The sequence below is a fragment of the Neobacillus rhizosphaerae genome, assembly GCF_937468385.1.
GTDB classification, from domain to species: domain Bacteria; phylum Bacillota; class Bacilli; order Bacillales; family Cytobacillaceae; genus Neobacillus; species Neobacillus rhizosphaerae.
Genome location: NZ_CALBWS010000014.1, coordinates 60,234 through 86,177 on the forward strand (window position 1 = coordinate 60,234; position 25,944 = coordinate 86,177).

31 protein-coding genes and 1 pseudogene are annotated in these 25,944 nt (G+C 38.1%); 4 read left to right on the forward strand and 28 right to left on the reverse strand.

Annotated elements, in window-relative coordinates; translation table 11 throughout:
- Positions 1-59: 59 nt before the first annotated feature.
- From M5A78_RS11990 to M5A78_RS12000, 3 genes are all read right to left on the reverse strand, one after another.
- On the reverse strand, positions 60-1,430 hold the full coding sequence (locus M5A78_RS11990) for an MATE family efflux transporter (protein ID WP_248735508.1): 1,371 nt from the start codon (positions 1,428-1,430) through the stop codon (positions 60-62).
- 231 nt (positions 1,431-1,661) lie between these two features.
- Entirely contained in the window at positions 1,662-2,501 is an 840-nt protein-coding gene (locus tag M5A78_RS11995; RefSeq protein ID WP_248735509.1) for a hypothetical protein, read from the reverse strand.
- 196 nt (positions 2,502-2,697) lie between these two features.
- A complete protein-coding gene (locus M5A78_RS12000) occupies positions 2,698-2,898 on the reverse strand; it encodes a cold-shock protein (protein ID WP_024027764.1) in 201 nt (66 codons plus the stop codon).
- A gap of 531 nt (positions 2,899-3,429) precedes the next feature.
- Here M5A78_RS12000 and M5A78_RS12005 point away from each other — a divergent pair.
- From M5A78_RS12005 to M5A78_RS12015, 3 genes and pseudogenes are all read left to right on the forward strand, one after another.
- Complete coding sequence (locus M5A78_RS12005) at positions 3,430-4,647, forward strand: MFS transporter (protein WP_248735510.1); 1,218 nt, start codon at positions 3,430-3,432, stop codon at positions 4,645-4,647.
- A 60-nt stretch (positions 4,648-4,707) separates the two neighbouring features.
- A complete protein-coding gene (locus tag M5A78_RS12010) occupies positions 4,708-5,439 on the forward strand; it encodes a protein-glutamine gamma-glutamyltransferase (protein WP_248735511.1) in 732 nt (243 codons plus the stop codon).
- A gap of 905 nt (positions 5,440-6,344) precedes the next feature.
- Positions 6,345-6,509, forward strand: a pseudogene (locus tag M5A78_RS12015) (transposase); the annotation flags it as partial.
- A gap of 342 nt (positions 6,510-6,851) precedes the next feature.
- Here the strand turns inward: M5A78_RS12015 and M5A78_RS12020 are convergent.
- Genes M5A78_RS12020 through spoIIIAA form a run of 8 tightly spaced genes read right to left on the reverse strand, consistent with a single transcriptional unit; the run spans position 6,852 to position 11,993 of the window.
- On the reverse strand, positions 6,852-7,403 hold the full coding sequence (locus M5A78_RS12020; RefSeq protein ID WP_248735512.1) for a SpoIIIAH-like family protein: 552 nt from the start codon (positions 7,401-7,403) through the stop codon (positions 6,852-6,854).
- Between the two features lie 16 nt (positions 7,404-7,419).
- Positions 7,420-8,070, reverse strand: a complete 651-nt coding sequence (spoIIIAG, locus tag M5A78_RS12025; RefSeq protein ID WP_248735513.1) for a stage III sporulation protein AG — start codon at positions 8,068-8,070, stop codon at positions 7,420-7,422.
- The gene (gene spoIIIAF, locus M5A78_RS12030) at positions 8,063-8,692 is read right to left on the reverse strand and encodes a stage III sporulation protein AF (protein WP_248735514.1); all 630 of its coding nucleotides are present in this window, start codon (positions 8,690-8,692) and stop codon (positions 8,063-8,065) included. The genes spoIIIAG and spoIIIAF overlap by 8 nt, the downstream gene beginning before the upstream one ends.
- A 14-nt stretch (positions 8,693-8,706) precedes the next feature.
- Positions 8,707-9,906 carry a stage III sporulation protein AE gene (gene spoIIIAE / locus M5A78_RS12035; protein WP_248735515.1) on the reverse strand — a complete coding sequence of 400 codons (1,200 nt, stop codon included), beginning with the start codon at positions 9,904-9,906 and terminating at the stop codon, positions 8,707-8,709.
- Between the two features lie 26 nt (positions 9,907-9,932).
- Positions 9,933-10,382 carry a stage III sporulation protein AD gene (spoIIIAD, locus tag M5A78_RS12040; RefSeq protein ID WP_248735516.1) on the reverse strand — a complete coding sequence of 150 codons (450 nt, stop codon included), beginning with the start codon at positions 10,380-10,382 and terminating at the stop codon, positions 9,933-9,935.
- On the reverse strand, positions 10,339-10,542 hold the full coding sequence (gene spoIIIAC, locus M5A78_RS12045; RefSeq protein ID WP_007084610.1) for a stage III sporulation protein AC: 204 nt from the start codon (positions 10,540-10,542) through the stop codon (positions 10,339-10,341). Before spoIIIAC ends, spoIIIAD begins: the two co-directional genes overlap by 44 nt.
- An 11-nt stretch (positions 10,543-10,553) precedes the next feature.
- Positions 10,554-11,069: a stage III sporulation protein SpoIIIAB gene (spoIIIAB, locus tag M5A78_RS12050; RefSeq protein WP_248735517.1), complete on the reverse strand. Its 516-nt coding sequence runs from the start codon at positions 11,067-11,069 to the stop codon at positions 10,554-10,556.
- Positions 11,070-11,993 carry a stage III sporulation protein AA gene (gene spoIIIAA / locus M5A78_RS12055; protein ID WP_248735518.1) on the reverse strand — a complete coding sequence of 308 codons (924 nt, stop codon included), beginning with the start codon at positions 11,991-11,993 and terminating at the stop codon, positions 11,070-11,072.
- 223 nt (positions 11,994-12,216) lie between these two features.
- Here spoIIIAA and M5A78_RS12060 point away from each other — a divergent pair, with 223 nt between their 5' ends.
- Positions 12,217-12,891, forward strand: a complete 675-nt coding sequence (locus M5A78_RS12060) for an SIMPL domain-containing protein (RefSeq protein WP_248735519.1) — start codon at positions 12,217-12,219, stop codon at positions 12,889-12,891.
- 48 nt (positions 12,892-12,939) lie between these two features.
- Here the strand turns inward: M5A78_RS12060 and M5A78_RS12065 are convergent, their stop codons facing one another.
- The 17 genes from M5A78_RS12065 to M5A78_RS12145 form a co-directional block, all read right to left on the reverse strand.
- Entirely contained in the window at positions 12,940-13,449 is a 510-nt protein-coding gene (locus tag M5A78_RS12065; protein WP_248735520.1) for a TlpA family protein disulfide reductase, read from the reverse strand.
- Between the two features lie 65 nt (positions 13,450-13,514).
- Complete coding sequence (locus M5A78_RS12070) at positions 13,515-13,646, reverse strand: CcmD family protein (protein ID WP_248735521.1); 132 nt, start codon at positions 13,644-13,646, stop codon at positions 13,515-13,517.
- A gap of 13 nt (positions 13,647-13,659) precedes the next feature.
- Complete coding sequence (locus M5A78_RS12075) at positions 13,660-14,421, reverse strand: cytochrome c biogenesis protein (protein ID WP_248735522.1); 762 nt, start codon at positions 14,419-14,421, stop codon at positions 13,660-13,662.
- Positions 14,422-14,424: 3 nt separating this feature from the next.
- Positions 14,425-15,105: a heme exporter protein CcmB gene (locus M5A78_RS12080; protein ID WP_248735523.1), complete on the reverse strand. Its 681-nt coding sequence runs from the start codon at positions 15,103-15,105 to the stop codon at positions 14,425-14,427.
- A complete protein-coding gene (locus M5A78_RS12085) occupies positions 15,102-15,806 on the reverse strand; it encodes an ABC transporter ATP-binding protein (protein WP_248735524.1) in 705 nt (234 codons plus the stop codon). Before M5A78_RS12085 ends, M5A78_RS12080 begins: the two co-directional genes overlap by 4 nt.
- 20 nt (positions 15,807-15,826) lie before the next feature.
- The gene (locus M5A78_RS12090; protein WP_248735525.1) at positions 15,827-16,822 is read right to left on the reverse strand and encodes a hypothetical protein; all 996 of its coding nucleotides are present in this window, start codon (positions 16,820-16,822) and stop codon (positions 15,827-15,829) included.
- Positions 16,819-17,193 carry a hypothetical protein gene (locus M5A78_RS12095; RefSeq protein WP_248735526.1) on the reverse strand — a complete coding sequence of 125 codons (375 nt, stop codon included), beginning with the start codon at positions 17,191-17,193 and terminating at the stop codon, positions 16,819-16,821. Before M5A78_RS12095 ends, M5A78_RS12090 begins: the two co-directional genes overlap by 4 nt.
- A 13-nt stretch (positions 17,194-17,206) precedes the next feature.
- Positions 17,207-17,710, reverse strand: coding sequence for a cytochrome c-type biogenesis protein CcmH (locus tag M5A78_RS12100; protein WP_248735527.1), 504 nt, complete (start codon positions 17,708-17,710; stop codon positions 17,207-17,209).
- A 1-nt stretch (position 17,711) separates the two neighbouring features.
- Positions 17,712-19,694 (reverse strand): heme lyase CcmF/NrfE family subunit, encoded by a 1,983-nt coding sequence (locus M5A78_RS12105; RefSeq protein ID WP_248735528.1) that lies wholly within the window; start codon positions 19,692-19,694, stop codon positions 17,712-17,714.
- A gap of 25 nt (positions 19,695-19,719) precedes the next feature.
- Complete coding sequence (locus M5A78_RS12110; protein ID WP_248735529.1) at positions 19,720-20,172, reverse strand: cytochrome c maturation protein CcmE; 453 nt, start codon at positions 20,170-20,172, stop codon at positions 19,720-19,722.
- Between the two features lie 13 nt (positions 20,173-20,185).
- Positions 20,186-21,244: a hypothetical protein gene (locus M5A78_RS12115; RefSeq protein WP_248735530.1), complete on the reverse strand. Its 1,059-nt coding sequence runs from the start codon at positions 21,242-21,244 to the stop codon at positions 20,186-20,188.
- Between the two features lie 289 nt (positions 21,245-21,533).
- Positions 21,534-22,217, reverse strand: a complete 684-nt coding sequence (locus M5A78_RS12120; RefSeq protein ID WP_248735531.1) for a c-type cytochrome — start codon at positions 22,215-22,217, stop codon at positions 21,534-21,536.
- Positions 22,218-22,227: 10 nt separating this feature from the next.
- The gene (locus M5A78_RS12125) at positions 22,228-22,674 is read right to left on the reverse strand and encodes a PCYCGC motif-containing (lipo)protein (RefSeq protein WP_319942284.1); all 447 of its coding nucleotides are present in this window, start codon (positions 22,672-22,674) and stop codon (positions 22,228-22,230) included.
- Between the two features lie 207 nt (positions 22,675-22,881).
- On the reverse strand, positions 22,882-23,331 hold the full coding sequence (locus M5A78_RS24730; RefSeq protein ID WP_319942285.1) for a PCYCGC motif-containing (lipo)protein: 450 nt from the start codon (positions 23,329-23,331) through the stop codon (positions 22,882-22,884).
- Between the two features lie 255 nt (positions 23,332-23,586).
- A complete protein-coding gene (locus M5A78_RS12135) occupies positions 23,587-24,084 on the reverse strand; it encodes a DUF6803 family protein (protein WP_248735532.1) in 498 nt (165 codons plus the stop codon).
- Positions 24,085-24,234: 150 nt separating this feature from the next.
- Positions 24,235-24,792 carry an elongation factor P gene (gene efp, locus M5A78_RS12140; protein WP_248735533.1) on the reverse strand — a complete coding sequence of 186 codons (558 nt, stop codon included), beginning with the start codon at positions 24,790-24,792 and terminating at the stop codon, positions 24,235-24,237.
- A gap of 20 nt (positions 24,793-24,812) precedes the next feature.
- On the reverse strand, positions 24,813-25,874 hold the full coding sequence (locus M5A78_RS12145; protein ID WP_248735534.1) for a M24 family metallopeptidase: 1,062 nt from the start codon (positions 25,872-25,874) through the stop codon (positions 24,813-24,815).
- Between the last annotated feature and the right edge of the window lie 70 nt (positions 25,875-25,944).

Sequence of the window (25,944 nt, forward strand, 5' to 3'; positions counted from 1 at the left end):
TGTTTTCCGAAGTCTTCTAATTCTAAGTGTACAAGTGGCGCCTTGTGTTCATAGGTTTTCTACACCACTTCTTTTATCTCCACGTCCACGAATTTCCGTTTCTGAATATAGATAAGTCTGATGGATAAGGCTATTCCAGCTGCCAACAATCCGACGGTTAAACCAATCCAGTAGCCTCTTGCTCCCAAGCTGGAAAAATTGGCGAGCAGATACCCAACAGGGAGACAAATCATCCAGTATGCGAAGAGGGTCATGATGAAGGAAAGATTCACGTCCTTATAGCCGCGTAATGCTGCCTGAGCTGTTGCCTGAACGGCGTCACAGATTTGAAAAAAGAGCGCAAAGATTAAAAAGTTTGCCGTTAAGTTGATGACGGCTGCTTCATTCGAATAAAAACCGGCAACCTGGTAGCGAAATAAAACTAGTAATATACCGGTAAAAAAAGCGATTAAGATAGCCAGATAAATGCCGAGCCAACTGTATTGTTTCGCATCCTTATAGCGCCGTGCTCCTACCTCATACCCGACAAGAACAGTTTGAGCCATAGAAATACTGATTGGAATCATGTATAGAAAGGATACGATGTTTAAGGCCGATTGATAGGCGGCAATTGTCGTGACGTTAAACTTACTTAACAAGATTGTCACTACGGCAAACATACTAGTCTCAAAAAATGTTGAAAGTCCCATTGGCACACCAATTTTTAAAATTTCTTTACATTTTTCCCACGAAATTCCCTTCATATTGGAGAAGACTTGGTAGGAACAAAATGGATCTTTGGTTTTCACGATGAATATTGTCATGCCCAATATGGCCCAATAGGTAATGGAAGTTGCATATCCCGCCCCTGCTCCACCAAGCTCAGGAAAGCCCCAATTCCCAAAAATCAGGACATAATTCAAGAAGAAATTGAGCGGCAACGCTAAAAGCAGGATAACCATTACGACTCTTGTTTTTCCTAATGCATAGATAAACGAGCGAAGCACGTTAAAAATAAACAAAGGAAGAAGTCCATAACATAAGCCAACCAAATAATCAAAAGCCGTTTCTTGGACACGAATAGGCAGTTTCATTTTATCTAAAATAGGATCTAAAAAGAAAAATCCTAGAATTATGACGACCGCAGCGATGATTACAGATAGGAATACTCCGTGCTTAACTACCGAGGAAACTTCATAGCTCTTCTTCTCCCCGAAGTGTTGCGCTGCAATTGGGGATACAGCAAGTAGGATTCCACTGATTCCCAAAAAAATTGGACTCCAAATCGAGGAGCCAATTGCCACTCCGGCGAGGTCGGATGAATTATATTTACCTGACATAATCGTATTGAAAAAAACCATCGAAAACATGCCAAGCTGTGTGATTAAAATTGGAATTAATAAGACAAAAATTTGCTTTGTCTTTTCTTTGATCGTAAAAGTCTGATTCATAAAAGTATACTCCTTAAGATATTAAAGCTAAAAATTACATTATACCCCATTCCCGAGGATAAATCTTCAAAAAAATTGAAATATCACCTGGTGTCAGGCACCAACTTGATTATTTTTCCAAATAAATCTTCCCTTTGGTGCTGTGATTTTCTAAATTAATCTAATTTTCGGAATGGAAAGGAGCGGTTGGAAATTTATTTTCCTTAAAAATAGGACCCCTATAAGGAAGCCCTATTTCTTTACGATTTTCGATGGATTGTTGATTTTATATAACACCGCAACGTCTACAACGAATTCTTCGGACACATCTTTACCCTTAGCTAATTTTTTGGCCGTTACTTTCCCATCAAATTCAAGTGAATCTCCCTGGGAAAGTTCAAATTTCTTAAGTGTTTTGCTATGACTGCACCAACCAAGCCCAATGTCGATAGGATTTTCCTGGACAATCTGAACATTTTCTAAAACAACCACTTCATCATTTTCTTCATTAAATGGATTGTAGGTTAGCGCAAACTGTTTGACACTGGCCGTAAAATGGACTTTCTCGGCAGGAAGTTCCAACTTTGGAGCTTTCTCTTTCTTCGCCTTCGGTTCCTTTGCTTTAGCGGGCTTAGGAGCTGCTTCCTTTCTCGGAGATTTCATGTCCTTGGTCGTTTCAGTTTCTTCGACCGCAGTTGATTTAGGTTCTAGTGCCGCTGGTTTTTCGCTTGCAGTTGTCAGAGGTTCTTTGTCCTCTACCGTCAACAGGCTTTCTTTTCCGAAACTTGATTGCTGCATTTCTTTCAAATAGGCTGGGTGGATGCAGCTTAAGTTTCCATCTTGGAATTCAATCACAAGCGTATTAATATCCCCTGCACCACCGTACGTTTCGAAACCTTTAATGGTCACATGACGCTGATTATTTCGATCCTTGTACCAGAATTCCTTCTTCGCTTCCTTGGCTGAGGATAGCCCCCATTCCTTCAGCTTTTCTTTATAATGATCCTCATCTCGAAAGGTTTCATAGTCCCCTTTTGGCGGAATATATTGCGTTTTTCCTGTCTGTTCTAGTAGAGCTCGCTGATTAACCATAACTGCACTTCCTTCCTCTATGTATGTGGTTTGATTATATCATTTCATAGAAAAAACATTAACCTTGATGGTTCTTTAAGGAAGGATTCGAATGCAATCTCGTGCCAACAGGAGAGGATGTCTTGTGTACAGCAAGGATTTTAAATACAAAAAAAAGACTCTGCATGAGAGTCTTTTTCATTTATGTTGGATTTAATTATGCTTTGCGAACGTTAGATGCTTGAGGTCCACGTTGACCTTGCTCAACATCAAAAGTAACTGCTTGGCCTTCGTCTAAAGATTTGAAGCCTTCTCCTTGGATTGCTGAGAAGTGTACGAATACATCGTCTCCAGCTTCGCGTTCGATGAATCCAAAACCTTTTTCTGCATTAAACCATTTTACTTTACCTTGTTCCATTTGTATATCCTCCTGCTGTGCGCATTGCACACAATGTATTACTATCCTTGCTCAAATCTTCAAGACAGAAAGCAATTACACTTTTTCTTCTTGGCGACAAACAAAAATAATTCTCCTTTACTATAACAGAAACTATATGATAAAGCAAACCAATAAAAATCGATTTGTAGTAAGTTTTTTTCGATATTGCTTTTTGCGAACTAGTTTAAAAAATATTGCTGCCCAAGAGCATATATTACAACTAAGAATGGAGTAAACTAGCTTAAAAATCCTTTGAAATATAAATTTCCGTTGTCAAAATATCAACATGATATTCAACGGTTATTTAGTTCTAATAAAAAAACGCCTGTCAGAAAATATGGGATAGTTTTTTAGCTATGTAGCAGTATTTTCGGAAAGATTTCTATCAACAGTTATTTACTCAAAATAAAGTTATTGTAAAATATATTTTTTTTGAAAAATTTTGTAGAAATTAATAAATTCGATTGTATAATAGACATTAGAATTTTAACGTGAAAATGGTGATAACACATGCGGGCATATAACGAAAAAATAAGTATCTATCATGGAATGGTATCGACCATCGCTGTGAATCTCGCAAGTAATTTTTTTCCAATTTTTGCGATATCAATTCTTGGGGCAACCAATTATGAAGTGGGGTTTATCAGTTCTCTTCCTCCATTGGTCGCATTGATTATGACGATTCCAGCTGCAATTCTATTAAATCGGTTAGAAGCGCAAAAGAAAACGGTCGCCATGTCAGTTTTAGGGGCGAGGGCGTTATTTTTACTACTAATTGGTGTTATATTTATCCCTTCTGCCTACCAAGCTTGGGCTTTTTTAATTATTATCGCTTTAATGAATGTACCTGGGACGATTTCTAACATTGGCTGGCAGACGCTTATTAGCGGGATGATTAAAGAGGACCGCAGAGGAGCTTTTTTCAGTGACCGAAATCGGCTGTTAACGATTGTTGGGATGATTACAACCTTAATAATCGGTATTGTAATGAAAAAACAAACAGATAATGCCACTGCCTACCAGGGATTATTTTTCCTCGCGTTTGTTTTTGGATTATTAGAAGTGTTTTTCTTAATGAAGCATAAGGAAACCGTACAACCGAAGTCGAAAAAAGAGCAAAAGAACGCGTTGATGGATTGGTCCATATTTAAGGATCAGGGGTACAAGTGGTTTCTGATTACGGCGTTATGCTTTAACTTCTCCTGGCAGATGGCTTGGGGCCTATTCAATATTTACAATGTGAGGTATGCACATGCTACGATTCTTTGGATTAGTATCTTCTCGGTTGCCAATCAGTTGGTGCAAATCTTCACCTTCCCATTATGGAAAAAATGGGCAGAACAAAAATCAAACACGTTAATGCTCGTTTGGGTAGCAGCCGGGATGGCAACTGCTCCATTTTTAACGGTCTTATCTACTAATCTAGTTTATCTTACCTTGGTGCAAATGCAATCGGGCTTTTTTGTGTCAGGGACCACTCTTCTTTTGTTCAACCTATTGTTGGAGCAGTCTCCAAAGGAAAAAAGGACGTACTGTATAACCACCTATAACGTTCTTTTATCCTTTGTCGCCTTTATTGCACCACAAATAGGAATATGGCTACTAGAAGTAACCGGCATCCAGAAAGCAATGGGAATAAGTTCAATATTAAGATTTATTAGTGCCCTAGTTTTCTTGCTCATGTATATCAGATTCATGAAAAACAAAATACAATTGGGAAAATTGTAAATATTACGATGAAACATATCATATTTTAGAAGAAGGTGATGATGGAAACAGGAGGTAAAAATGATTAAAATTAATAATCAGATTGTTCAACCTAATGTGCTCTTTCCTGAGATATCAAGTGCTGAACAGAAAACGATTATAAAAAAAATGGGAGCCTTAAATGAAGGCTATGAATACCATACTGTTAATCAATTAAAATTTGAACTTCTATTTAGAGAAAAAACGATGAAGGCAGCAGAAGAACTTAATAAAAGTGGCGCTAAGTTTACCACGTTTAGTTATGCATTTTGTAATAAAAAGTATTGGTATCGTTTAGGTAATGGCGGCTTCCTTCTTAAAGAAAATTTCAGCCCTTCAACTGCCATACTAGACATCTTAAAAAATGGATCTCTATATGCATTTGAATGCTCCACTGCCATCGCCATTGTATTATATATTGCTACTCTCTATTCAATTGGAAACTCAAGGTTTAATACACTTTTCGACCGACTGTATTTGATGGATTGGCAATTTGATGAGGACCTGCCGATTTTGCAAAAGTATGGGGATGATTATCTCCCTGGCGATGTCCTACACTTTAATAATCCCGATTTTGACCCGAAACAGCCGCATTGGCGCGCTGAAAATGTGATTTACTTCGGTGACGACAAATACTATGGTCATGGAATAGGTATCCGAAATGCTAGTACAATCATTACCTTTCTTAATAAAAAGAGAAAGGATGAACCAAAGAATTCAGCTTATCTCATGAATATGATTACTAGGCCTAAATATCAATCGTTTTCCTACTAAATGAACGTTTCAAGTTGGATGCCTTTGCAAATAAAAACTATCATGAGCCTCAACTCCCAACCCTACCATAGAAATAAATGTAGAGAACAATCCGTAGTCACCTAATAAAGGCGGTGAGAGCAGAGCTAGACTTCACATCTTTCGTCTAGTGAAATGGGTATTTCACTTTAACTGGTTAAAGTGATTCATTTTTGCGGCGCTCCGCCCCTTTTCCACAGAAAACGTAATTGGCGTTACACGCCACCATCTAGCATGGAAATACAATTTGTTCTAAAAACCAAGCTAACTTAATAAAGGCGGTGTGAGCAGAGCAGAACTTCACCTAATTCGAAGTGAAAAATGTATTTATTTCACTCGAATTGGATAAACTAATTCGCTTTTGCGGCGCTCCGCCCCTTTTCCATACAAAAAGGAAAGCACCGCTTCCCTTGGCCGTCGAAAAACTTTCGACAGCCTTTTATTTTATTCACATTCTTTAATAATCCACCGCGTTAATTTGTTATAATATTATTAATATATAGCCTTTCAACATGTCTGTTGATTTGCGCTCCAGGCGCTTCGCTTTCCGCGGGCGTGCCGGGGAGCATCCTCGTCACTTCGCTCCTGCGGGGTCTCCCCAGCCCCGTACTCCCGCAGGAGTCTTCGCGCCTTCCGCTCCAATCAACAGGTGCAAATTTAATAATGTCCACACACAACCAAAAAAATAAAAAAATAAGTGGTGAAATCTATGTTTAAACCAAGAGAATCTTCCCAAATTGAATATGAATTTGTGTCTATTGATGAATTAGTTCCTGATCCCAATTAAAGGTAAATGCAAATAAGCATAAATACACGAGTGAAGAAATTGAAGTAGAAACTCGTGAATACTTTGTTGAATTAAACAAGGCTATTGAAGAGGATAGAATAAATTTAGAAAGGAAAAAATTGAGCTAAGCTTCGCAGACTCAAAAGATTTGCATAGGCTTCGCTACTGCCGGTTACGGGGATTAAAGAATGCAAGTGAACAGGCACTCCTTACAGCAGCCTGCCAAAATATAAAAAAGATTGCAACACACTTAGCCAGCTTATAAAAAGTGTGTTGCAATTCTTTAGGTTGATTTGCCACCCTGTTGATTGGAGCGGAGGGCACTCGACTCCTGCGGGATATAGAGGTCACGGGAGACCCCGCAGGCGCCTATAGCGCCGAGGAGGCTCTCGGACCTCCCCGCGGAAAGCGAGTGCCAGGAGCGGAAATCAACAGGCCAGTTAGCAGGGCCAATCCATTATAAAAAATTGCCGAGAAATATACCCTTTCTCGACAATCTGAGGAAAGCTAGGCTTCCCTTATAAAATAATTCGTATAATCTTTGAACTTCGATAATTGTTTAGCCCCAGCGACTAGTGTACTTCGCTAAACGGGCGCTTCCGCTTTTCTATTTAGACGGTTGATATTCAACTGCTACATAATTTGTTTCATCAATTTCCTTTTTCACTTCCAGCATAATCTTGTTAGCCTCCGTTGCAGAAGGCTTCTTCTTGGCTTTAACCGTAACAATTACCTTTGCCCCATCTGCTCTTACTAGGACATCATCATAGCCCATCGTTTTAATAAATGTTTCAAGCAATTCTTCTTTTTGGGCCGTTTGATTCAATTTATCCATTTGATCTTTCACTTCACTTCGTTTATCTGCAGGAAGATCAGTTGAAGCCAGCTCATTTGTTAAATTTTGTTTTTGTTCACTGCGTGTGTCTTCAAGCTGCATTCGCAGTTCTTCAAACGCTGCATCCCCCGCAACCGAAGAAACTACGGATTTACCATTCTTGGATTCAGTTGTTGTTTTACCCTTATTTTGATCTTTAGCCTTTTGTTGAACTGCTGTAAGTTCATTCGACTTTTGCTCCGGAGAAGTAATATAATAAACCGATAGCACAACTACTAAACTTAACATAGTTAATAACCAAACTGTTTGTTTTTTCAAAAGCATGATAATAATCCCCCTTTTATTTTTTAGGCATGACAGCGACTCGGTGGCTAGGTACTCCTAATGCCCTCGTGACTGCTTCCCTAATCCATTTTTTCACCTCGATATTTTCAGCACCCTTGGCAACCACCAGTACACCGCGAATCTCTGGCTTTTTTGTTTCTACCACAATTGGAACCTCTTTTTCTCCTTCGCGAATAATAACCAATTGTTCATCTGTTGAGGAATCAACAACCTTACGCTGCCCGCCATCGCGGTCTATTTCATCCGTTGTTTGCGATTTCACTGCTCTATTTTTCTCAAGAATTTTCTTATCTGTCGAATCAATATTTACAACGACAGTAACATCATCTTCACCGAGCATATCCTGTAGTGCCTTCTTAAGTTGATTCTCATACTTTTCTTCATACTCGGTTATCGCTTTATTTCCTGAGCCCTTTTTTAGACCAAATGCTGCTACATCTTCAGAACCTGCTTTCTGGCCAGTTGTTACAGGTACCACAGCAGGATTTGTGTCATTTTTAAAAACAATATTTCCCACAAGCATAAACGCTGCACCTATGCAGAGGACAAGGAGCATATACTGATATTTACTAGGTTTCTTTTCGCCCTTTTCATCCAGTTTTAGTATTTTTTTGAGCCATGATAATGGTCCTTGGTTGTTATCCATTTTTCTTTTTGATCCCCCCTTCAATCGAAACTTCAACTGCTTTTTCAGTTACATTCCATTTTTGCGATAGAAATGAGGCTATTTTTTCTGCTTCTTCTGTTGTGGCTTTAGATGGAAGAGGTTTTTCAGTATTTATTTCGATTTGTTTTATTGCTTCGACTGTCTTTACGCTAAGGTCTGGTTGTTTTAGAAGAACCATAACCTTTTGGAGATTTTCAGGGAATGCTTGGTCACTTTTTTCATTTAGGACAAAATCAATTTTTGTTATCTCCAATCCGTATTGTTCCATCAACTCCTCCTTAACGTCCTTTTTCAGCTTGACAGCCAATTCATCTAAAATATATGCATGTTGCGAGGCTTGTATTTCTTTTTTCTTTAAATCTATTAAATTTTTCATATTTTTTTCTCCTGGGGCTTGGTGCGTTGAGATGGAAGCTAATGCTGATTCAAAGTCCTTTGAGATTAATTTAAAGATGGGGGTAAGAATGATGGCAATTAGGAGCAGCCCAGTGACCATCTTGGTATATTTTTGTAGCCCTGAATTCGGTAGGAGCATATCAATAACCGTAGCTAGTAGGATAAAAAGTATTATATTCGTTACCCATTCTTTCAAAAAATCCATTTTTGAGGACCCTCCTATCTCATCATCATCGTCAAATTTCCAGCAGCCACAATAACAGTGATACTTAAAAAGAACATGAGCGACACAATTCCTAGTGCTGCAAAGACATAGATAACACTTTTGCTGATAATATCAAGACATTTTATGACAGGACCACCGCCTAATGGCTGTAGGATAGCAGCAGCCATTTTATAAATAAAAGCAATCATTAAAATTTTTATAGCCGGGAAGGCAACAATAATTAACAGGATGGCTACCCCCGCAATGCCAACTGTATTTTTTAACAGCACGGATGCACTAACAACAGTATCAGTGGCATCGGTAAACATTCTGCCGATGACGGGAATAAAGTTCCCTGTAACGAATTTCGCTGTTCTGATGGTTACTCCATCAGTTACAGCAGCTGATGCCCCCTGGACAGAGATAACCCCTAAAAATACCGTCAAAAACAGGCCCATTAACCCGATACTCCAGTTTCTTAAAAGAGCGGCTAGTTGTGACACTTTATATTGTTCAGACATGGTACTGACAATACTGAGCAAGGTAGCTAAAAAGAGGAGTGGAAGGATAACATATTGCATGAACATTCCGCTCATATTCATTAAAAATAATATAACTGGATGGAAGAAAGCCGCTGATACAAGCCCTCCGGAAGCTGCTATTAATGCAAGCAGCAGGGGAACAAGGGCAAGCACAAAGGAGATCATCGTCCCGATTGCTTCATTTGTGTAGCTGATGGCGATATGAAAACTATTAAGAGCCAGAATGACTAATACCATATAGATAATCGAATAGGCAATTTTACTTATTGCGCTTTTCTCAAAGGCATTTTGCATGGATTGAAGAAACATACTAAAAATGGTTAACATAATCAATGAACCAAGTAATTTTCCATTCGCTACAAACTCTTGAAAGGCATATTTTATGACTCCTTGTCCCCATTGTTTAATAGAGAATTTTTTATCACCTTTAACAAAATCATAAAGGCTTCCTTTTTGGCTTTCTGGGAGGAAACCGCCATATTTATTGGTAATATCTTCCCAAAATTGTTTTATTTCTGTTATATCCAAGGTTTTTAGCTGATTATCTACCAATTCCTGCGGAGATAGCGGGTTAGAGGTGTCTTTGGATTCTTCCGCAGCTTGGACAGTTGGAATAGAGAATAAAAAGAATAAAAGAATCATAATAGGAATCATCTGCAGCCTCTGCTTCATTTTTACACCTCTTCTTTAAGGCCTCATTAGCTCGGAATTAGTTTGATAATAGTTTCAATTAATACGGTTAGAATTGGGATCGCCATGGCTAAAATAATAATTTTTCCTGCTAATTCAATTTTCGAGGCGAGTGCTCCTTGACCAGCATCTTTGGTAATTTGCGCCGCAAATTCGGCAATATAAGCAATTCCAATGATTTTTAAAATGGTTTCTACATAAACCATATTAACTTTTGCATTCACTGCTAACTTTTCTAGCATATGGATAATTTCAAAAATCTTATCCACTAAAAAGAGAAAAATAACACAGCCGACAAAAACGACTAAAAGGAAGGCGAAATTAGGTTTTTGCTCTTTAATGATTAAAGCAAGAAAAGTTGCGATGAGAGCTACACCGACTATTTTGATGATTTCAATAGTAGAGCCCCCCTTTCTATTGAAACAAAAAGACTGATTTAATTTTCTGGAAAAGGTCATCCACTATTGACGCTACCTGAAATAAAATATAGATAAACCCGAAGAGAGTAACCCATTGGGCGTATTCCTTTTTTCCTACTTGGTCAAGAACGGTATGCAGAAAGGCAACGACAATTCCTACACCGGCAATCTTAAAAATAATATCTACTTCTAAACCCATTGCTTTTCCCCCTAAAATAATAAAATTATCAGTAATAATCCCGATAAGAAGCCCAGACTCTTTACCATTTTTTCATATTTTGCCTGCCGGTCGATGGCGTCTGCTTCTTCTCTTTCTAGATGAGAAAGAGTTAGCATAATATGTTTTTGCTGGGAAAAGCGATCATGGCGGCCAAGAGTTTCCCCAAATTGCTTCATAATTTCAAATTCTCCCTGTTTTAAAGCTGTTTTCTTCCACACCTCTTTTAAACTAGTTTCCCAGGCTTCCTTTACCGTTGTCTCTGTATCTGTTAGCTTCTTCCCAAATGCTTCAAAAAATGTTGAAAGTGGCTTTGAGAGCTGAACAGCTAATCTCCGAGCTGCTTCATGCAATGGCGTGTGGCTATACATTATCTCAGCCTCAAGGGATTGCAGGGCCGATCTTAACGCTCTTAGCTGCTTGGGGCGTTCACTAAAATTTCGCGCTGCCTCAAACCCCGTCCAAGTCGTCGCAACAATAATGATGATCGCACCAATTAACTTAATCATTTATGTCACTCTCACTTTTTGCTTCAATTCATGTCCATTTGCATCGAGAATATAGGTTATGGTTCCTGGCCCAGATGCCCTGCTTAGAATCACAAACCGCTCAAAAATTCTTTGGTCAATAATATCTCTTAGGGATGGCCGGTTTCTTATTTCTTCCATGCTCGTCCCATGTGTGGTCATGATTAGTTTTATTCCTGCATGTACAGCCTCTTGGATGGCCTCTGCATCTTCCTTGCGGCCAATTTCGTCGACAATCAAGACATCCGGGCTCATTGAGCGAATCATCATCATCATTCCTTCAGCCTTTGGACAGGCATCCAACACATCCAGCCGATGGCCAAAGGTCAATTGCGGAACCCCATTGACACATCCTGCAATTTCACTCCGTTCGTCAACAATTCCTACTTTCCTTGCCTGAATGCCTTTAACTCGATCCCCGGATGATATGATTCTCGCTATATCACGTAACAGCGTTGTTTTCCCTGTTTGTGGCGGTCCAATAACCATCGTATGCATCCAGTTTTTATGGAAAATATAAGGAATTATTGGTTCGGCAATTCCTACCTTTTCCCTAGCAATCCTTATGTTAAAAGAGGAAATATCCCTAATCGCCTTGACCTTTCCCTCTTCAAGTATGACCTTACCAGCCAGCCCAATACGATGTCCGCCAGAAACGGTAATATATCCGCGTTTGAGCTCTTCCTCAAGCGTATAAATGGAGAAATGGCTTATTTTATTCATTAAATGAAAAGCATCTTCGGGCTGAATAAGATAAGACAAAAATCTTGGTGCTCCTTTTAGCGTCATTTCAATCGGCCGGTTAATGCGGATTCGGATTTCCTCTAATTCTTCTTTTTCGTTAGGAGGGATTTGGCTAATTAGGTCAGTAATTTTTTTGGGTAAAAAGTTAAGAATCGTTTCCACGAGAGCTTCCTCCTTGTTTTTTGCCTTTCTCATTATTTAAAATGTATGCCTGCTTGGACACAATATGACTTTCAAATCTGTTAATTCTTTTAAAAAATATCCTTTCATTCTATTTTTTTGCACTTTTTTACTAGACTACCTAAAAGAATTTTGAAAATGGAACATTTACAGAGGTCTCGCCGTATTTTATAGTGAGCTTGAAGGTTAAGGAGGAAGAAAGAAGATGTATTATAATCAGCCGCCACCTCATAATGGGCTTCAAGGCCAGGATTCCTATTTGATAAAAGTAACCGGGGACGGAGAACTGGCAGTACAACCTGACTCGGCTTCCGTCAACTTAGGGATCATTACTGAAAATAAGGAACTGATAGTGGCTCAGCAGCGAAATTCACAAGAAGCAAAAAAAGTCATCCACTCCCTTTTATCACTTGGGATTCCTCAAAACCATATCCAAACATTCGATTACCGAATTGAATCAGATTACGATTATGAGCAGGGAAAACAAATTTTTCGCGGCTATAAAATAACTCATATTTTACAGATACAATTAGAGGATTTAACTTTGATAGGAAAGGTAGTCGACACTGGGGTTCAAAACGGAGTAAACTATGTATCAAACGTACAATTTAAAGCAAAAAATAAAGACTCCTATTACCGGAAGGCCCTTACTTTAGCAATAAATAATGCGATTGAAAAAGCGAAAACGATTGCGGGTACATTAAATGTGACCTTATTTCCCATTCCTAGTTTAGTCATCGAAGGGGGAGGCGTCGTCCAGCCTTTTTATCATCACCCGGAAACACTTGTAAAGGGGATTAGTTCCACGCAATTTGAACCAGGACAAATACTGGTGAAGGCCAATATTACAGCTGAATTTCATTATAAACCGAAATATTAGAAAAAGGATTGAACCGTAGCTTGATGGTTCAATCCTTTTTGCGGAAAATTATTTATCATATTTCTTTGCCCAATTATAAAGTGTCATTTCAGTGACCGGTCCATTATAGTGTTCTCTAATGATTCCTTGTTTATCAATCACAAAGGTTTCAGGCTGCCCAGTAACATTATACAATTTCGATACCTTGGCATTATAATCGAATAAATAGTTCATTCCTGCCTTATTGTTCTCAGTGACTTTATTAATTTTATCCTTCGTTTCACCGCGATTAATCATTAGGAGAGGATATTTATCACCATATTCCTTTTGAAAGGCTTCCAACTCTGGAAGCTCATCCTTACAAGGGGCACACCATGATGCAAAATAATTCAAAATAACAACCTCTCCCTTATAATCTGAGAGTTTGGTGTTACTTCCAGTTAAATTTGGTAGGTCAAAATTATAAGCCTTATCACCTACATCTGTATGCTTGCCTTTTGATACTAGACTATATCCAAAAAAGCCAAACATTCCTATAATAAGAATCAATACGAGTAATTTGATGACTCGCTGGTTCATCGTATTTCCCCCTGACACCCGTAAGGTTTTCTGCAGAAGGCCTGTTTAATCAACAGGCCAATTTTTCATTTATCAAGCTGCTTTAAAAACTCAATTTCTTTTTTAAGCTTGTTGTGCTTTTTACCGATAATAAACATATAGCCAAAAATAACCACCCATGCCACAGAATAAGCTGCAAACATATATTCATAATTCATGATATGAATCCTCCTATTTCTCTAATTCTTCTCTTAATTTTTCTTTATAGCGGTCCACTTTAATTTTCATATTCTCAAAAGAAACGCCCTTATTAAGAAGGTAAGCATAAAGAATGGTGAAAGCTGTAATCGTGACTAGCAATGCGACAAGCATACTACTTTCAATCCCGCCACCTTGTTGAGATGGTCCGTCACCAAAAACAATTGGGTGAAACTTTGTTTGCCACCAACGAATCGCAAAGAACACAATTGGAACGTCAGCAAACCCGATGATTCCAAAAACAGAAGACAGGCGAGCCTTTTTATCCCAAACTCCATCCATTTGGCGAATCATAATATAGGCAATGTAGATGAAGAAAAGGATTAATGTTGTGATTAGCCGTGGTTCCCACACCCACCAAGTATTCCATGCTGATTTTGCCCAAATCGGACCTGTTGTTAATACAATGATCGTAAACACAATCCCGATTTCTGCTGATACATAAGCATAAGTGTCAAAAATTCGCTTGCGCTTGATTAAAAACAAAATACTGAATACAAAGGTGACAAAAAACGCCATGAAAGCTAGCCAAGCTGAACTTACATGAAAATAGAAGATTTTTTGTGCGGCATGCATCGTTGTTTCTTCCGCAGCAAAGATAAAGATAAAATAAAGAGAAATGAGCATGGAAATGACTGTAGCACCAAACAAAATTTTTGATAAATTTGTTGATTTTACTTCAGACAACTGTGTTCCAGTAAGCACCGCTTTCTCTCGTTCGAGATTCATACTCATCACTTAAACCTCCAGCACATAATCAATTAATAAGAAACAAACAACAAAGAAGATAACATCATAAGCTGTGACCAATTGGATCCAGGCAATTGCACTTGAAAGCTTTTCCATATTCGTTAAAATAATTTTGGTAGCCTGAACCACACCGATTAATATTGGAGTTGTAATCGGGAAAAGCAAAAGCGGCAGCAGCATTTCACTGCTTTTCGAATTTGCAGCTAAAGCCGCTAAGAAGGTTCCGATAGCGATAAATCCAAAGCTTCCCAGGAATATAACTAAAACAAAATATCCAAGGCTGCCGTTAAATTTAAAATCAAATAATAAGAATAAAAACGGAATTGAAACGATTTCAACGACAAGCATCATCGCAAAATTGGCTAAGAATTTCCCTAAATAAATGCTTGAAGACTCCATTGGTGCTACTAGTAAACCTTGCATCGTGTCATTTCGTTGCTCCGAAATGAACGATCGATTCAGACCTAAAATACCAGCAAACACGATAATCACCCAAATGACTCCTGGAATGACAGCCTTTGTTGTATTATTGGCAGGGTCAAAGGCGAAGCTGAAAACAACAATAACAAGTCCAGCGAAGATGATTTGTGTGGTAAGTATTTGTTTCGTTTTTAGCTCCGAATATAAATCCTTTTTGGCTAGAAGAAGGGCTGTTCTGAATAGATTCATGATACTCCCTCCATTTGCAGCCCATATTTTTCGGAAACAAAACCTAAGTTTCGATTTTCTATTTTAAAGTCATCGACAATCCTGCCATTTTTCACAATAATAATTCGGTCACAGATTTCTGCTGCTTGTTTGAAATCGTGGGTAACCATTAACGTTGTCGCACCTTTTTCTTTCATGGAAAGAATTACATTGTTTAAAATTGAAATTGCCCCTTGATCCAAGCCGGTATGTGGTTCGTCTAGTAGCAGAATTTCCGGATCATGGATAATCGCTCGGGCGATGGCAATCCTCTGAATCATACCACGTGAAAAATTCTTAACCGGTTCATTTAAAAAGAATGATAATCCTACTTCCTTTACAAGCTTGCTCGCTTTTTGTTCAACATTATTTACTCCATAAATATTCCCAAAGAATACTAGATTTTCTAATGGTGAATAATGATCGTACAGCAAGCTGGAATGAGGTAAATAACCTAATAATTTTTTTATTTCGATATGATCTTTTTTCAAATCTAAGCCATTTATCTTTATTAATCCTGATGTGGGCTTAATTAATGTTGCCAGCACCTTTAGAAGTGTACTTTTCCCAGCACCGTTTGGACCCAAGATGGCTACCGTTTCGCCTTTTTTTATTGAGAGGTCCACACCACGCAAGATTAGCTTATTATCAGCTTGCTTCGTTAGCTTTTTTATTTCAATCATAAGAGTACCTCCACAAGCAATTACTCAACAAAATTACGTAAATTTAATTTCACCTGGACTAGATGTTGTTTATAAGCTTCAAGCTTTGCATGGTATTCTGCTTCTGTAAGCTTTCCATCACCAAAGGTATCTTCTAATTCTATTATTTTATCCATAATCGCTTTTTGCTTTGCCATTAAGAGCTTGAAGGCTTTCTCTTCCTTATCAGATCCGAGTCTTTCCTCTTCCAACCTTGCTTTTCTTCTAAAATAGACAAAATAGACAATTCCCGCGATGATTATTACCCCAATAATAATCAAAAAAACGTGTGGGTTAAAGCGATGTAAGGGTGACTGTGCCCACATCCTTAGGTGACCTGCATTATGGAAGGCTGGTGCTGTGTGTGTAACGGAATTATTTTTTCCGTTTTCACTAGTAGTTTGTGACTGTTTTGTTTCACTTGGAGCTGGCTGCACGTCTTTGTTATAAACAAGTGTGAACGTCTGATTTGCTTTAATATTTTCGATACTGTATCCAAAGTAATTTTGATCATCAAATTTGAAGAGGCCTTGACTTGTTGCTACTAAGCCTTTCACTTCGATGCTCCCTCTACCTTCGGGAACAAGAATTTGCATCATTTGAACCGGATAATCTACTGTTAGATTAATTTCCGTGCCCTTGGCCATTCGATAGCTGTACGGTAGGACAACCGTTTGATTTGCTGGGACTGGTGTTGTTGTGATAAAGCCTTTGTCAACCTGTTTAAAGGCAATTTTGTTATCTAAAAAATTAAGATCCTTTGCACCCTCTGGAAGGGCAACCTTTAAGACTGCCTCATCCTTGCCATCACCCTTAAATTCCTCAGTTGAGGTATTGGAATAGTTCACCATATTCATCATATTGGTTGAACCATCTTCAGCGGGGCTCAAAACGATGTAGTGCATATCAACTGTAATCTTTGAATCTGATGCCGCTAAACCGTGAAACGGGATTAACAGCATCAGTCCAAGGAAGAAGACGGTGATTTTCTTGATCACTTTCCTTCCCCCTTTTTCGTCTTGTAGCTTTTCATTTGAGCTTCGATTTCTTTCTCCACTTCTGCCATTAAATCTTGGTCAACTTGAGAATCAGTCATTTGTTCTTCTTCCTTCATTATCTTGGCAACTTCTGATTCATATTGTCGCTTTAAATTTTTATAATCAGCATGGGAGATTTTATCCATTTTATATTCAAACTCTATTTCATTAAGTGTTGTCAAGAGAGCTTCTTTCGATGTTGCTAAATCCTGACCATTTGCACTTACCTGTAAATAATTATCCCACTTAAATAGGGGTGATATTATAAGAAATAGACAAGTGAGCGCCAAGGCTGCTGTAAAAATCATCGATATGATTGAGATATCATGCATTTTGTTTCACATCCTAAAGATACTTTTTGCGTTCTTCATCGATCATGGAAGAGAGGATTTCCCCTTCTACTTCATCTTCGGTGTTTTGATATTCAATGACAGGTTCTTCTGTTCTTTTTTTCTTGACCCATTTACGGATAATGATAAACAATGCAAGTGCAGCTGCTCCTAAAACAACAAAGGGAAGAACCCAAGCAGTTAAGCTAAAACCGCTTTTTTCTGGGGAAGTCAAGATTTCCTCACCATAAATATTGACATAGTATTTACGGATTTTATCCTTATCCCACCCTTTATTCATCATATCAACTAAATCTGCTTTAAACTCAGTCGTTAAATTGCATGTATTTGGGTCGCATTCATAGTGATCTTGACCACAACCGCAGGTACAGGCGAACTGCGAGGCAACTGCTTTAAATTCAGGTGATTTATAGTCGAACTGTTTTGCTTCCACACGTAAGAACGAACCTTGAAAGATAAATGCAATGATAAGGAGCCCTAGACAAAATTTACTTTTCATATTAAGACACCTCTTTGCGTACTCCAGTGTATCTTGGAGTAACATTTCCATATTTCCCGTTCCAGACCGCGAACAGAGCACCGATAACAATCATAAAAGAACCAAACCATAACCAGTTCATCATTGGATTAATTTTTACAACAAAGGTTGCTTTACCGTCATCTTCCCAAGCACTAAGGACAATGTAGAGGTCTTCCTTAACCGAGGAAATGATGGCAACCTCGGATGATGGCTGGTCCCAGTTACCATAAAAGACCTTTTCCGGCTGGAAGGTACCTAGTCTTTTACCATTCTTAAAAACTGTTATGTCTGCATATACAATATCGTTGATTCCTTCTTTTTTCTGGTCAAGACGCTCGTAATTGAGACGATAATCTTTTAATTCAATGGATTGTCCTAATGCTACCGTTTTCATTGTTTCTACATCATAGTTTTGTGAACCAATAATCCCCATAGTGATAAAGGCAATTCCAAGATGAACAATATATCCGCCGTATCTGCGGCGATTTCGAATCATTAATCGGTAAAGGGCAACTAGAGGTTTTTCGTTTGTCATCTTTCTTCTTGCTTTGACTCCTCGATAAAACTCTAAGTAGTGTGTGATCAATAATAGAATGATAACCCCGTAACCGATGACTGCCCATGCTTTTTGAATGCCTAAAACGACCATTAGGATCATGCCGACGACAGCTAGAATTGCCGGAATCATGAAGTTTTTCCTGAGATTTTTTACTGTTGACCTTTGCCAGGCCAGCATCGGACAAACGGCCATAACAAACATCATCGATAATAGAATCGGTGCTTCTACTTTATTAAAGAATGGGAGCCCAACCGTTACTTTCGTCCCGCGAACCGCTTCAGATACCAACGGGAAAATCGTTCCCCAGAATACCGCAAATGCAGCGCCTACAAGTAATAGGTTGTTAACTAAGAAACTGCTTTCTTTTGAAACAAAGGATTGGAATTCCCCTGCACTCCGTTTTAGTAGATTATAACGGCTCATTAACACGTATAATGCAAGGATTACTGCAACGCCCATGAAGATCAAGAAATATAATCCTAGATTTGAATTTGCGAAGGCATGAACAGATGTCAGAACGCCGCTTCGTACTAGGAAAGTACCGAATAATGTTAGTGCATAAGAAACGATAATTAAACTGATATTCCATATTTTCAGCATGTTTTTCCGTTCTTGAATCATAACGGAATGCAAGAAAGCGGTTGCTGTTAACCAAGGCATAAATGATGCATTTTCAACTGGATCCCATGCCCAGTAGCCGCCCCAGCCAAGCTCAACATAGGCCCATTGTCCGCCAAAGATATTTCCAAGGCTCAAGAAAAGCCAAGCAATAATCGTCCAGCGTCTTGTCATTTTAATCCAGAAATCATCGACATTTTTCAAGATTAATGCTGCCATTGCAAAGGCAAATGGGATGGCAAGGCCGACATACCCAAGGTAAAGTGTCACTGGATGAATGATCATTCCGGGGTTTTGGAGCATTGGATTTAAGCCTTTACCTTCTAGTGGAACGGTATCTAATAGAAGGAATGGTTTTGCCACAAAACCAAGGATGAAAAAGAAGAAAACCGCGTTAGCTAGTAGGATGGCTGAAATATACGGAACCATCGGGTTTCCTTTCATCTTTCTTGAAAAAGCAATCATAATTGTGTAAAGGGTTAAGAAGAAAGTCCACAATAACAATGAACCCGCATTACCAGCCCATAGGGCGGTAAGTTTATAAATGATTGGAAGCTCACTACTTGTATAATCACTTACGTATTGATATTGGAATTGCGATGTTCCTAAAAGGTAGAACAAGGAAATCATCGCAAGGGCCGCACAAACAAATAATGCGATTAATCCCCCTTTACCACTGTTAATAAGCTTTTGATTTTTTGTGCTAATCCCCAAAGTGGTAATTAGAAGTGCATAAATCGCAATGGCTAATCCTATATAAATGGTTGCGTTAGCAAATAAAAACATTTCATCACCTTCTTATGTGTGCCTGTTATTTTTCTTTCGGTGGTTGATTTAACTTATCTTTATGTGTTTCAGGGTCATATTCTTTGATGTCTTTTCCTTCATACTTAGATGGACATCTTGTTTTTACTGACTCGGCTTCAAAAGTATCCTTTTTTGTTGGAGATCCTTGAAGTATAGTAATAACACCTTCAGAGAAGTTATCTGGTTTTGGACCGTTATGAATCACATGCATGACATGACCTTCGTTATCTTTTACATCAAATTTCAACTCAATTTTGTCAGGATTCCATTTAATAGAGTCTTCAATTAATAATCCTTCTACGGTAACGAAATCGTCTTTATGCTGATCTTGGGTAGCCATCAGTTGTTTTAGCGTCAATTCCACTCCACTTGACCCTGGAGTTGCTGCCATAAGTAGGAAAACAATAGCTCCAGCAATAATAAAACCACCAAGCATGACAATCGTATTCTTTTTCATTTTTCTCACCCCATTAAAGTAATTTTTTCATTTCTTCTTCATACATTTCTTGGTCTATCTTTCCGGTTAAAAGTTTCTTGCGCAATTCCTTTTTTTCTTCAGCATTTGAAACCTTATTGTCTTTTTTGGCAGTTGACTTCTTTGGCTGATTTTTATTATGTTTTGTTCCCTTTGCTGTTGTATGAGAGGATTGAGCGTTCCCTTTCAATCCTAAGTAAACGAAAAGACCTGCAATGATAAGAGCGATCCCGATAATTGATGCCCCGCCAACTCCGATAATTGGACTTGAAGAGCTACCTTTCCCACCTTTTACAACCTGATCAGTTGCCGTACCATTATTTACTCCTGTATGGTTTTCATCCTTTGGCGGCTGTGCCTTGTTTATGACCTCCATTGTTGATTCAGTGCCATCTTTCTTATAGGAGAAGGAATACTTCAAGTTTTCTCCAGCTTTTACCTTGTTGTATTGGTAGTAATAGAGTTCTTCCCCATATTCATTTTTGGAATTGTTTGAAGCTTTAGGCTCTATCTTAATCTCCTTAGCATTCATAGGGGCATAAAAGATAACATCAAGTAGTTCTATATCACTATTATTAATGAGTTCATATGTAAAGCTCTTTTTATCTTTAACATCAATATTTTTCGTGTAGTATTCGATAACAAATTTGTATGTCTCGTTATTTTTTATCGGTTTTGCTGGTTTCCAGCTAATCATTCCCTTTTCTTTATCTACATCATATGGACGCTGTACTTCCGGTTTATTTTCTTCAGGAAATTCTGCAACTAATGCAGCCTCAAAGCCTTTTTCATTTGAAGGAACTGAAATTTCTACTTTCCCGTTATAATCCTGACCACTTTTGTTGGTAATTGTTCCATATTGTCCCACTAGAAGTGAAGGGATATCTCTTGACCAGCCCTCTGGATAATCGAATTCTGGCATGACTTGAACCTGCATTTCCTTAATCGGAAATTTCTCTGCCTGAAAGGCTGTTTCAGCATTAGCCTTCGGTATGATAAAACTAGATAAAAATGATGCAATCACGAAAAATGCCAACCACTTTTTCTTAAGCATATTAATCCTCCTTGACTTGGAAAACTCATCACTAGGAAGAACTATTTTCCACTATAGTCCTCTTTGAAATAAATATAATCGTTATCTACCACTATTTGGTGATTAACTCTTGAACATTTTGTTAAAGGATTAAAAACGTTCCTGTTTCGTCAATAAACCACCACAAAATGTTCACAATTCAAAAAGCTCCAGCCCATTTAGCGGCGAATGGACTGGAGCTAGTCGGTTATCAAAGTTCAAAGTATAGAAATTTTGAAAGCAAAAAAAAACCCGAACCCAATCGGTAGGTTCAAGGTGTAAGATAATCATTTATTTTTTCATTTTTGGGCTTTACTGTGCGAAGATAGCTAATGATGTCGGTTATATCCTTTTTACTTAACTGACGAGCACCTTCAAGGCCTTTTAATGACGGACCCATGCGAGTCTCTTCACGTCCATAAGCAATGCCAATCCACATCTGCTTATCAGTTGTATACTGCAAGTACTGGGGATTAGAGAGAACTGTTCCCATTTTTAATTTGCCTGCACCTGCTTCACCATGACAGTTAAGACAATACAAATTGTACTTCTTTAAACCACGCTCAGGATCACCGGAAATCGTTTTTGGAACATCAAAATCTATCTCTTTTGTTTGCCAATTTCTCATAAACGCTGTAAGATTATTCAAATCTTTTTCCTGTAATCTTGGTCCATAAGCAGGCATAGCAGTACCTTCTCTGCCATATTTCACGTAATTATATAAATCTTTGTCAGATACAGCGCTTAAAAAATGCTGATTATTAATGGCTGTCCCAGAGTTTGACCCTTCTCCTTTACCGGTTTCACCGTGACAGACTAGACAATTATTGATATAGACCTTTTCCCCAGCAGCAATAGCTTTTTCATTCTTGCTGTCAAAAATACCACTTTTTCCGATTCCGAAAATAACGACAATAATAATCAAAATATAGCTTCCGATTAATATTTTTTTCATGGGTTACTCCTTAATTGGGCTCAGGTGTTGGAGTCGGCTCCCCAAAATTTTTATATTTTCCAGTAATTAGTTGATAAATTTTCTTAGGACTTTTACCATCAAGATGCATTTCTATCGCCTCCCGGGCGATATCGATACAGACGTCTCACGATATACTCATCGAATCCCATTCTTCTACAGCATTATTAGGACCCATTTTATTAATATAGCAATCAAGATTACTTTTATGACCATCCTGGGCGAAGCATCCGCAATAGCAAGGAACTTGTGCTATTACTTCTGGATATGTTGATGCTAGGATATAAGTCTCTTGAATTTTTTCAGAAGAATTCAAAACATAATCAGGCAGTGGTTTATGCTTTTTATCAAGGGTCACATCTTTAATTTTTGAGCTGCATCCTGCAGCCACAATAGCAATTAATATACCAAGGAACAAGAGAGATGTGATTCGTTTCATATTTTGTGTCACCCCTTTCCTTTATTTATATACTAGTTCATCTTAACAAAAAGGTCTTAACCATATGGCTGCAAATTCTTACTAATTAGTGAAGTTTTTTAGATAATGAAATTATTAATAATATTTTTTCTTTAAGCTTTTGCCTTTTGCAAAAATGAAAAACCACTGGAAATTTAATTAAAATCCCAATGGCTCTTTTTACATATCCTACTTAGGTTCAGGCGTTGGAGTTGGATCCCCAAGATTTTTATATTTTCCCGTAATTAAGTGATAAATTTCCTTGGAATCTTTACCGCTAAGATGCATATCTATCGCCTCCCGGGCGATATTGATACATGTATCTCACGCTATACCATGTGAATCCCATTCCTCAACTGCATTATTTGGTCCCATATTATGAATAAAGCAATCAAGGTTGCTCTTATGGCCATCAGCCTTACAACCACAATAGCAAGGAACTTGAGCGATAACCTCTGGATATGTAGATGCCATAATATATGTTTCTTGAATTTTATTGGAAGTATTTAAAACATAATCAGGTAATGGCTGGTGTTTTTTATCAAGCTTCCAACTCTCGTCATCGAGTTTGGAGCCGCATCCTGCAGCCACTATAGCGATTAACGTCAACAGGAATAAAAGAGATGTGATTCGTTTCATACTCTGCTTCACCCCTTTCTATTTTATTTTTACTAGTTCATTTATGTTCCTAATAATAATGCTTAAATGTGCAGAATCTATCGAGGAAAAAGTAATAATTTATGACTATAGAAAACTATAATAATTTCCCAAGATTTAAAGGCCAATAACACATGCATCGGTGAACGATCCTACGTTTATTGGAAATGGCGTTATACAATTTTATTAAACAAAAAAAATGCAGGAGATTCTCCATCGAACCTCCTGCATTTTCAATTACATATTCATCATGTCATGACCGCTTGATGCACCTGAACCTAACGTTGGATCAACCATTCCAAAAATCATTGCCACGTGTGCAACCACTAAGAAAATACTTACAAAGATGGCGTGAATTTTCAGTTTTTCTTCGACTGTCTTTTTCCTAAAAATAATTCCTAAATCAAGCAAAGCCATGCCAAGAAATGGAACAATTCCAAGCAGATAGAAAGTAACCGCTACAACATCAATCCAGCCTTTCCATTCTCCGTTTACTGTTAGTGGTATGTATGCTGTTTTCATTAAGTAAATAAAAATTCCAGTAAAATATAACCCTGCAAATATACCGACTACTTTATTCACTTTTCTTAAGGTACCGTCTAGATTTCTCGTAAATAATATTGCAAACTCCGAAATCGCCAGAGTTTCAGCACAAATCACTGGAATCGCCATAAAAATAATTAAGTTCCATGGTTGATTGTCAGCAAGCAGTCCCATATAATGCGTCATATTCATGTTCATCTTCTCCTTTATTATTATTGCACATTTAATATAATGAAAAAGTGTGCAGAAACTTAGGAGAAACTATGGATAAATTATGTTAAGTGAAGGGTACAAAAAAAGCCTTAGTTCCGTTAATAACGGCCTAAGGCTTTTAATTGAAAATTATGCTCTTGATACGTAAGATGAATCAGTTGTATTGATAATTAACTTATCCCCTTGATTAATGAAGAAAGGAACCTGAACAGAAAGACCAGTTTCAAGGGTAGCAGACTTGGTTCCACCTGAAGAAGTATCACCCTTAATTCCCGGTTCCGTTTCGGCAACTTCTAAAACAACATTGTTTGGCAATTCCACGCCAAGGGTTTCATAATTAAACATCATAATATGTACTTCCATGTTTTCTTTTAAAAACTTTAATTCATATTCAATGTTTGTAGCAGGAAGTTCCACCTGTTCGTAGGATTCCATATCCATAAATACATGAGCATCACCACTAGCATACAAATATTGCATTTTTCGGTTATCGATTTGTGCTTTTTCTACTTTCTCACCAGCACGGAAGGTTTTTTCTTGAATTGCTCCATTACGAAGGTTACGTAGCTTAGAACGAACAAAAGCTGCTCCCTTACCTGGCTTTACGTGCTGGAAATCCAAAACACGCCATAGACCGCCATCCACTTCAATTGTTAATCCTGTTTTAAAATCGTTAACAGAAATCATCTTTAAATCCTCCTATGGTCTTACAATATAATTAGTTCTTTTGTTGAATGAGTAAGTGCCTCATTACCATCTTTGGTTATATGAGTGTCATCTTCAATCCGAACGCCGCCAAGTCCTGGGATGTAGATACCTGGTTCACATGTTACCACCATTCCAGGTTCTAAAATGATATCGGACTTCATGGATAAACTAGGACCTTCGTGAACCTCAAGGCCAATTCCGTGCCCAGTTGAATGTCCAAAGTATTCCCCATAACCTTTTTCTGTGATGTAGTCTCTCGTTAAAGCATCTGCTTCCCTGCCTGTCATCCCTGGTTTGAAACCGTCCATCCCTCGCAATTGTGCGTCCAGAACAATATCGTAAATTTCTTTCAACTTCGCATCAGGCTCGCCAACAGCAACCGTCCGAGTAATATCAGAGACATATCCATTATAGTAGGCACCATAATCCATTGTGACAATATCTCCAGCTTCGATCACTTTGTCACTGGCAACACCGTGCGGAAGTGCAGAACGGTGCCCAGAAGCAACAATCGTAGCAAAGGAAGAAGATGTAGCACCGGCTCTTCTCATAAAGAACTCTAATTCATTCGATACCTCTAATTCCGTTTTCCCAGGACGAATAAAATCTAAGATATGTTTAAATGCAGCATCAGCAATATCTGCCGCTACCTTTAATATCTTAATCTCTGCTTCCGTCTTAATCAAGCGTAACTTTTCAATTACACCCGAAATAGGAACAAGTTCAGCTTCAACTTCTTTGTCATACAATTTAAAGGAAGAGTAGCTTAAATAATCCTCTTCAAATCCAAGCTTTTGAATTCCTAATTTTTTTACTTGCTCCGCAACTTCTTCGGGAATGGAATTAGAAAATTTTATAATTTCGAAATCTTGACATTGCTTTCTTGCTTGTTCAATATAGCGGAAATCGGTAATAAACTGAGCCTTTTCAGCACTAATTAATACAACTCCTGCAGAGCCTGTAAAGTTAGAGATGTAGCGGCGGTTAAATGGGCTAGTTATCAGAATCCCATCAATTCCTTGTTCCGAAAAATCCGATCTCAATTTATCTATTTTTTCCATTAGTCTCCACTCTCCATTTCTAATTCACTTAAGGACAAAAATATTTTATCACAACCTGACAATTCCGACT

What these genes read in the sequence shown, in the direction of transcription:
- M5A78_RS11990 (WP_248735508.1), bottom strand. Translation starts at nt 1,430, where the DNA reads ATGAATCAGACTTTTACGATCAAAGAAAAGACAAAGCAAATTTTTGTC.
- M5A78_RS11995 (WP_248735509.1), bottom strand. Translation starts at nt 2,501, where the DNA reads ATGGTTAATCAGCGAGCTCTACTAGAACAGACAGGAAAAACGCAATAT.
- M5A78_RS12000 (WP_024027764.1), bottom strand. Translation starts at nt 2,898, where the DNA reads ATGGAACAAGGTAAAGTAAAATGGTTTAATGCAGAAAAAGGTTTTGGA.
- M5A78_RS12005 (WP_248735510.1), top strand. Translation starts at nt 3,430, where the DNA reads ATGCGGGCATATAACGAAAAAATAAGTATCTATCATGGAATGGTATCG.
- M5A78_RS12010 (WP_248735511.1), top strand. Translation starts at nt 4,708, where the DNA reads ATGATTAAAATTAATAATCAGATTGTTCAACCTAATGTGCTCTTTCCT.
- M5A78_RS12020 (WP_248735512.1), bottom strand. Translation starts at nt 7,403, where the DNA reads ATGCTTTTGAAAAAACAAACAGTTTGGTTATTAACTATGTTAAGTTTA.
- spoIIIAG (WP_248735513.1), bottom strand. Translation starts at nt 8,070, where the DNA reads ATGGATAACAACCAAGGACCATTATCATGGCTCAAAAAAATACTAAAA.
- spoIIIAF (WP_248735514.1), bottom strand. Translation starts at nt 8,692, where the DNA reads ATGGATTTTTTGAAAGAATGGGTAACGAATATAATACTTTTTATCCTA.
- spoIIIAE (WP_248735515.1), bottom strand. Translation starts at nt 9,906, where the DNA reads ATGAAGCAGAGGCTGCAGATGATTCCTATTATGATTCTTTTATTCTTT.
- spoIIIAD (WP_248735516.1), bottom strand. Translation starts at nt 10,382, where the DNA reads ATGACCTTTTCCAGAAAATTAAATCAGTCTTTTTGTTTCAATAGAAAG.
- spoIIIAC (WP_007084610.1), bottom strand. Translation starts at nt 10,542, where the DNA reads ATGGGTTTAGAAGTAGATATTATTTTTAAGATTGCCGGTGTAGGAATT.
- spoIIIAB (WP_248735517.1), bottom strand. Translation starts at nt 11,069, where the DNA reads ATGATTAAGTTAATTGGTGCGATCATCATTATTGTTGCGACGACTTGG.
- M5A78_RS12060 (WP_248735519.1), top strand. Translation starts at nt 12,217, where the DNA reads ATGTATTATAATCAGCCGCCACCTCATAATGGGCTTCAAGGCCAGGAT.
- M5A78_RS12065 (WP_248735520.1), bottom strand. Translation starts at nt 13,449, where the DNA reads ATGAACCAGCGAGTCATCAAATTACTCGTATTGATTCTTATTATAGGA.
- M5A78_RS12070 (WP_248735521.1), bottom strand. Translation starts at nt 13,646, where the DNA reads ATGAATTATGAATATATGTTTGCAGCTTATTCTGTGGCATGGGTGGTT.
- M5A78_RS12075 (WP_248735522.1), bottom strand. Translation starts at nt 14,421, where the DNA reads ATGAGTATGAATCTCGAACGAGAGAAAGCGGTGCTTACTGGAACACAG.
- M5A78_RS12080 (WP_248735523.1), bottom strand. Translation starts at nt 15,105, where the DNA reads ATGAATCTATTCAGAACAGCCCTTCTTCTAGCCAAAAAGGATTTATAT.
- M5A78_RS12085 (WP_248735524.1), bottom strand. Translation starts at nt 15,806, where the DNA reads ATGATTGAAATAAAAAAGCTAACGAAGCAAGCTGATAATAAGCTAATC.
- M5A78_RS12095 (WP_248735526.1), bottom strand. Translation starts at nt 17,193, where the DNA reads ATGCATGATATCTCAATCATATCGATGATTTTTACAGCAGCCTTGGCG.
- M5A78_RS12100 (WP_248735527.1), bottom strand. Translation starts at nt 17,710, where the DNA reads ATGAAAAGTAAATTTTGTCTAGGGCTCCTTATCATTGCATTTATCTTT.
- M5A78_RS12105 (WP_248735528.1), bottom strand. Translation starts at nt 19,694, where the DNA reads ATGTTTTTATTTGCTAACGCAACCATTTATATAGGATTAGCCATTGCG.
- M5A78_RS12110 (WP_248735529.1), bottom strand. Translation starts at nt 20,172, where the DNA reads ATGAAAAAGAATACGATTGTCATGCTTGGTGGTTTTATTATTGCTGGA.
- M5A78_RS12115 (WP_248735530.1), bottom strand. Translation starts at nt 21,244, where the DNA reads ATGCTTAAGAAAAAGTGGTTGGCATTTTTCGTGATTGCATCATTTTTA.
- M5A78_RS12120 (WP_248735531.1), bottom strand. Translation starts at nt 22,217, where the DNA reads ATGAAAAAAATATTAATCGGAAGCTATATTTTGATTATTATTGTCGTT.
- M5A78_RS12135 (WP_248735532.1), bottom strand. Translation starts at nt 24,084, where the DNA reads ATGAATATGACGCATTATATGGGACTGCTTGCTGACAATCAACCATGG.
- efp (WP_248735533.1), bottom strand. Translation starts at nt 24,792, where the DNA reads ATGATTTCTGTTAACGATTTTAAAACAGGATTAACAATTGAAGTGGAT.
- M5A78_RS12145 (WP_248735534.1), bottom strand. Translation starts at nt 25,874, where the DNA reads ATGGAAAAAATAGATAAATTGAGATCGGATTTTTCGGAACAAGGAATT.